This window comes from Pseudomonadota bacterium (genome assembly GCA_010028905.1).
Lineage (GTDB): Bacteria > Vulcanimicrobiota > Xenobia > RGZZ01 > RGZZ01 > RGZZ01.
On record RGZZ01000315.1, the window covers coordinates 1 to 5957 of the forward strand.

6 protein-coding genes are annotated in these 5957 nt (G+C 67.7%); 2 read left to right on the plus strand and 4 right to left on the minus strand.

All coding sequences use genetic code 11. The features are described 5' to 3' along the window. A partial coding sequence (locus EB084_17810) for a DUF4239 domain-containing protein (GenBank protein ID NDD30116.1) occupies positions 1-771 on the minus strand: 771 nt, incomplete at its 3' end. A gap of 787 nt (positions 772-1558) precedes the next feature. Here EB084_17810 and EB084_17815 point away from each other — a divergent pair. Together EB084_17815 and EB084_17820 are read left to right on the plus strand one after the other, a co-directional pair. Next, complete coding sequence (locus EB084_17815) at positions 1559-2527, plus strand: rhomboid family intramembrane serine protease (protein NDD30117.1); 969 nt, start codon at positions 1559-1561, stop codon at positions 2525-2527. A gap of 286 nt (positions 2528-2813) precedes the next feature. Beyond that, complete coding sequence (locus tag EB084_17820) at positions 2814-2975, plus strand: heavy-metal-associated domain-containing protein (protein ID NDD30118.1); 162 nt, start codon at positions 2814-2816, stop codon at positions 2973-2975. A gap of 159 nt (positions 2976-3134) precedes the next feature. Here EB084_17820 and EB084_17825 read toward each other — a convergent pair whose 3' ends face one another. The 3 genes from EB084_17825 to EB084_17835 form a co-directional block, all read right to left on the minus strand. Further along, a complete protein-coding gene (locus EB084_17825) occupies positions 3135-3932 on the minus strand; it encodes an endonuclease VIII (protein NDD30119.1) in 798 nt (265 codons plus the stop codon). Positions 3933-3973: 41 nt separating this feature from the next. Then, positions 3974-5710: a cyclic peptide export ABC transporter gene (locus tag EB084_17830; protein ID NDD30120.1), complete on the minus strand. Its 1737-nt coding sequence runs from the start codon at positions 5708-5710 to the stop codon at positions 3974-3976. Then, a partial coding sequence (locus tag EB084_17835) for a hypothetical protein (GenBank protein ID NDD30121.1) occupies positions 5605-5957 on the minus strand: 353 nt, incomplete at its 5' end. The genes EB084_17830 and EB084_17835, both read right to left, overlap by 106 nt.

Below are 5957 nucleotides of genomic sequence, written 5' to 3' on the forward strand. Positions count from 1 at the left end.
GCGGCGCACCTCGACGATGAAGCGGTCGAAGTCGTCGACCCGCAGCTGACCGAGGCGCGGGTACTCCATGTCGATGACGACATAGAACACGGTCGCCAGAGCCAAGGTGTAGCACAGCGCGTGCATCCAGTGGAAGCGCTGACTCGCCGACATGGCGAACCCCGCGAGCAGAGAGCTGGCCAGGGCAACGGCGTAGAGCATCACGAACACCACCGTCGGCGGATGCATGGAGGCCGCACTGGTGCGTGTATTGGTGATGTCGAACATGGCATTGAGCGCGGGGAGCAGCAACGCGGTCGATGGGCCAGACATGCGCTTCGACCGCGACACCGCGTCGATGGCGCGGTCCCAGATCTGGCGCTGCACTGCGCTCGAGGCATCGAGGGCCGCCTGCGTCGAGACCTCGTCACCCACGTGCTTGTAGGCCTCGAGGCGCAGATCGACGTGCTGGCGGAACAGACGACGCAGCTCCGGCTGGTACTCGGCATCAACCGTGTCGATGCGAAGCCACGCCGTGCCGATGTCATTCGCCTCCTCGACGATGAGGGCGCGGCGAGCATCGAAGCGCGTCGCGGCGCCAGAAAAGGCGAACGCAAGCAGCAGGCCGAGCAGGGCGAGCACCGCCCCCTCCACGTTCGAGGTGCCGCTGGTGGCGTTCTCGCCCTCTTTGACGCGCCAGCGCTGCCCCACCCGCCGACCGACGTCGAGGCAGCCGAGCATGCCCAGGAACAGCAGCAGCGACAGCAGGCTGAACGTGAACGTGTTGAGCATGGGGGCGACCTCCTCGAGATGATCGCGGCCGGAGCCACGCGGCGACGGCGGAGCCGGGCTCCGCCAGAATGGGCAGGGACACTTCCCCACATCCCCAGAATCGCCTGCGCGCCACGCCCTGCCGTGCCTCTTCTGTCGCGACGGGGGTACACGAAGAGGAGGTGCAGGCCCAGACCTCAAATCGAGCAGTCGCTACGAACGCACATCTCCACGAGAAAGGCCCTCTTCCCATGTCATCGCACCCCTTGCTCGCGCTTCGCGCACGCATCTTCATCGCCGCGCTCTGCGGCGCGCTCGCCATCAGCGCCGCGCACGCCGAGAAGCCGAGGTTTGCGTCCTTCCCCGGGCCGGCCGTCACCGTCACCGCAAAACCCGGCAGCAAGGCCTGGGCGGCCGCCCCCATCGCCATGAGCTGGGACAGCCTGAAGCTCTGCCAGTACGACCTGACCCGTGTCGAGAAGAGCGAGGGCATCTTCCACTTCGTGACCGACGACATCCGCGTGCCCGGCGCCTTCATCGTCGCCGCGAAGGCTTCGACAGGGCTCAAGCCCGGCACCGCCGTCATGGTGAGCACGTACGTGACGAGCGCATACGGGCGCGTGGCCGCCATCGAGAGCGGCAAGGCGAAGGTCGCGTTCTCGTGGGCCGGCAAGATCCAGACCCAGCCGTTCGCACTCACCGAGGTCCTTCCCATGACCGGCGCGCTCTCCTTCGGGCAGCCCGTGGCCTACAGCGAGGGGAGCGCGTGGAAGGCGGGGCGCCTGGTCTACAGCGACAAGGCCAGATCATGGGTGCTGGGCTTCATGGGCAAGCCCACCCAGGTCGCCACCTCAGCGCTTCGCCCCGTCGCGGCGAAGATGTTCAAGGCCGGCGACAAGGTCTGGATCGAGTGGGTGGGCGGGTACAAACCCGGAACGGTGAAGGCCGTGCTGAGCGGCGGCGCTGGATACTCGGTTCAGTACGATGGGCAGAGCAAGGCCGAGAGCAAGTCGTGGGCCGAGGTCACCACGCCGATCGAATGATGGAGCCAGGCACGCACGAAGCGCCGTCACCGCCCGAGGACGGCCCCATCCCGTGGGGATGCTGGGCCATCTTCGTCACGTGCGCGGCCATGTTCGCCTGGGAGACGGCGGCCGGGGGCTCACAGAAGATCGACGTGCTGATGCGCTTCGGCGCGAACATCGGAAGCTACACCCTGCAGGGAGAGTGGTGGCGGCTGTGGGGAAGCACCTTCCTGCACATCGGGCTGCTGCACCTGGCGGTGAACATGTACTCGCTTCGCGTGGTCGGACCAACGCTCGAGGAAGCCCTCGGCACCCCGGCCTTCCTTGCGGTCTACGCGGTCGCCGGGCTCACCGGCTCGCTGGCGTCTGCCTGGTTTCACCAGCAGAGCCCGGTGATCTCAGCGGGGGCCTCGGGCGCCCTGTTCGGACTGTTCGGCGCCGTGGCCTGGCTGGTGTACGCTCGACGCAACCGCATCGCGCCGGAGGACCGCGCCCGCGTCATTCGCTCGATGCTCGCGCCCATCGTGATCAACCTGGTCATCGGTGCTGGCGCAGGCTTCGACAACGCCGCGCACGTAGGCGGCCTGGTGGGCGGCACCCTGGTGGCCATGCTGCTCATCGCGCCCGCAGTACACCCGCTGCTCGGGAACGAGTTGGTCTCGACGATTCTCCTCACCATCGGAGCGATGCCCTTTGCCAACGAGGCCTGGGTGGCCTATCGTGCCTGGAAGATGTACAGCTTCATGCAGTAGGCCGCGATGAACGGCTGCTCATGGATTCCCAGGCACCCGCTTGCGTTCTCTCCGAAGTTCGTGTACGCTCGCTGAACAGCCGTAGCCGCTTCGGTGGCGGCGGCTGAAACACATCGAACGGAGAAGACCCATGCGCAAGCACATCGCAACGGTGCTGCTCGTCGCGCTGGCCTTGGTGGCCCTCATCGCCCCAACGCCCGCGCCTGCGGCACAGTCGAAGACCGTGACCCTCAGCGTCACGGGCATGACCTGAGGAGCCAGCTGCTCGCAGCGCGTGTCCGCTGCTTTGAGGAAGATGAAGGGCGTGGTGGATGTCAGAGTCCACTTCGCCGAAAAAGAAGTCGAAGTCGACTTCCAACCCGACGAGACCACCGCCCAGGCGATTGCCGACGCACTCCCGACGGTCACCCACGACCGCTACCACGCCACGGTGAAGAGCGCCGAGTAGTCCTACCGCATGGGCTGGGGCTTCATCCCCGCAGCAGCTGCTTCTGGCATCGAGAAGCCTCAGCCCGTGCCCACACAGCGCACATTCGGCTCCCACACGCCCTCGCCTCGTCGAAGCCCCGCGTCTCCCCCCTGACGCTGCGCGGCTCCGCGGCAACGCTCAAGCCAGCAGCGGCTGACACGACGGGCACACGAACAGCGGGCGCCCGTTGAGTACGCTCCCCTCCACCGCCGTGCCACAGCGCAGACACGGCTTACCGCCACGGCGAAACACATAGTGGCGGGCGGTCTTGCGATGGCGCGCCTCGACCGTGACGCCCGCGGTCTCGTATGAGCGCCGCGTGATCTCGATGAGCGCGCGCCCGAGGGCGAGATGCTGGGCACGACCGTAGTCGGCGGCTTTTCGCAGCGGATGCATGCCGGCCAGGAACAGGGCGTCGCAGCGGATGTAGTTGCCCACGCCGCTCAAGAACGCCTGATCGAGCAGCACCGCTGCAAGCGTGCGACCGCGGAACCGCTTGTCTTCGAGACGGTCCGCCACGCGGCGTGACGTCAGCTTTGCATCGAGCACGTCCGGGCCCACGCGCTGCAAGAACGGATGCTCGGCCACCTCGGCCTCGGTGAGCACCGCGATCTCTGAGGCGCTGTAGAGCAGGGCGGATGCCGTGTCGGTATGCAAGGCCACTCGCAGCTGGCGGTTGGTGCGCGGGGTCTGCCCCCGCGCGACCACATACCATCGCCCCCAGAGCAGGTTGTGGGTGTAGAGATGCAGCCCCCCGCTGAATCGAAAGAGCATGGCCTTGCCGCGCGTGTCGAGCGCTTCGACCCGCTGCCCGACAAGCTCCGGGCCGAACGGGGCCAGGTGAGGAAACGCAAACCACGCCTCAGACAGGCGCTCACCCACGAGCACCTTGGCGATGCGATCGGCCGCACGACGAATCTCAGGTCCCTCCGGCATGCGAGCGCTTTTCGAGACACGGCCCCCAACGCCCTACCGCGTCACGCCAACAGCCCCCCCACCGTGTGCAGGCTCGCCCGATCGATCTCGGTGAGGCGACCCTCTTCCAACGACACCACACGGTGCGCGAGGCTGAAGTAGCGCGCGTCGTGGGTGATCGCCACCACGGCCCGTCCGCGTCGGGCCAGATCGGGCACGATCTCACGGTAGAACACATCCTTGAACTGCGGATCTTGATCGGCCGCCCACTCGTCGAAGAGGTAGATGGGGCGGTCTTCGAGCCATGCCGCGAGCAGCGCCAGTCGCTTGCGCTGCCCGCTCGAGAGCGCAGTCGTGGAGACGACGCCCTGCTCGACACGCACCTTGTGCTGAAGATGCAGCTGCTCGAGGTAGCGACCGGCCCGCTCGTCGAGCCCATCATCGCCCAGCCCGTGCAGCCGCTCGAAGAGATGGAAGTCGGCGAAGACCGCGCTGAAGAGCTGGCGATAGGCGTCGCGCTGCGATTCCTCCACCACGCGCCCATCGACGCGTATCTCTCCCCGTTCTGGCGGGTAGAGCCCGGTCAGCACCTTGCCCAGGGTCGACTTGCCGCTGCCGTTGCCCCCCACCACGAAGATGATCTCTCCGGGTCGAAGGGTGAGATCGACCGGGCCCAGCTCGAAGTGGCGATCATCACGCTCACTGAAGTAGCTGTGCGTGACGCCGCGCAGCTCGATGCACGCGAAGCTCGCGGGCTCGCCCTCGCCGAGATCGCTGCCGTGCGCCGACACCCGTCGCCGCATGCGATCGAGGCGATCGAGGGCCACGCGGGCACGTCCGAGGAACGAGAAGCTCCCCATCAGCGCGGTGAGCGGTCCCATCAGGTAGAGCGTGGCAAGCACGTAGCCCGTGACCAGGCTGGGCGAAGCCGCGCAGGCCGGTCCGAGAACGAACAGGGTGAGACCGATGAGGCCGAGCAGCAGCAGGTGACACCACGCCTGGGCCGTTCCGAGGCGCAGGTCGATGCCCACCGCCACGTCCCTGCGGCGCGCGCTCACGGGAACGAGCTCGTCATCGACGAACACCTGACGCCGCCCGCGGTGCAGCTTCAGCTCCTTCACCCCATCGAGGAAATCACGGTAGACCCCGTGCATCTGCTCATCGAGCCCGCGACCCTCCCGTATGCCGCACAGCGCCGCGCGCAGCAGCGCGCGATACCCCAGCGCCCCGGCCGCCGCGAGCCCAGCGGTGGCGAGCAGCAGGGGCCACGAGAGCACAGCGAGATAGACCGCGCCGCCCATCAGCAGCGCCAGGTTGTAGGCCACGGTGGGGAGACACCTCAGCCCATCGCCCAGGTCGGTGACATCGGTGGTGAGGCTCACCATGAGCGCCGGCGCTCCCATCTCCTCGAGGGCGCGCAGCGGCACGCGCATCAGCGAGCGCACGAGATCACACACGAGATCGGCCATGAAGCCCTGGGTGAATCGCGCGAGCATCACCTGCGAGAGCAGGTTGCTCAGCAGACGACCCGCCGCCAGCCCCGCGAAGAGCGCAGCCAGACGCGACGTGGGCGCCATGAGCGCCCGATTCGTGACAGCGATGAGTCCCGCATTGAGCGCACCGCTCAACAGCGACATCACAAGCAAGGTCATTGCCGCTCCGGGGGAGCGACGCCAGATGAGTCGCAGCATCGTCAGCCCCTTGCCTCCGCTCCGCCCACAAGCGCCAGGCCCGCGTCGAGCAGCAGCCGCCGCGCCGTGGTGACGCCGCCACGGGCGAAAAATCGGGCGGCGTCGCAGACGCGCCCGTTGCGCAGCGCATCGAGACCCGCGTCCACGTCAGCGTCGGCGCTGCGAGCCTGGGTGTAGCGAGAGGCCAGCAGCAGCTGCCTTCGCCTCAGCGGGTCGTGACCCAACCGCCGCAGGGCCCTTCGGCGCACCTCGCGCAACCCTCGGTACATGGCAGGATTCGCGCTGGCGTTGCCGCCATGACCGCGGCGATAGCGAAGCACCGGGCGATCGATGAACGCGATGGCGCCAAGCGGCG